The sequence below is a fragment of the Psychroserpens mesophilus genome (assembly GCF_050617655.1).
Taxonomy (GTDB): Bacteria; Bacteroidota; Bacteroidia; order Flavobacteriales; family Flavobacteriaceae; genus Psychroserpens; species Psychroserpens mesophilus_A.
In genome coordinates, this window is the sequence record NZ_JBODQC010000589.1 from 1 (window position 1) to 228 (window position 228).

1 pseudogene is annotated in these 228 nt (G+C 36.0%); it reads left to right on the forward strand.

Features of this window, described 5'->3' with window-relative positions:
• Positions 1–29: 29 nt before the first annotated feature.
• Positions 30–228, forward strand: a pseudogene (locus ACRHNM_RS18545) (S8 family serine peptidase); the annotation flags it as partial.

The window sequence follows — 228 nt, forward strand, 5'->3', positions numbered from 1 at the left end:
AGTATTACAATCAGTTAAAAGGAGAATATATGAATTCCTCTACTTTAAAAGCCTTAGTTTGCCATACAGCTATAGATGATAACTCGGCTATTGGTCCTGACCCAAAGTTTGGTTGGGGGTTTTTAAATGCTCGTGAAGCAGCACAAACACTAACAGATGCTGATGATTCTCAAGCTATTGTTGACGAATTGACTTTAGATCAAGGTGGTACATATACTTATACTTTTT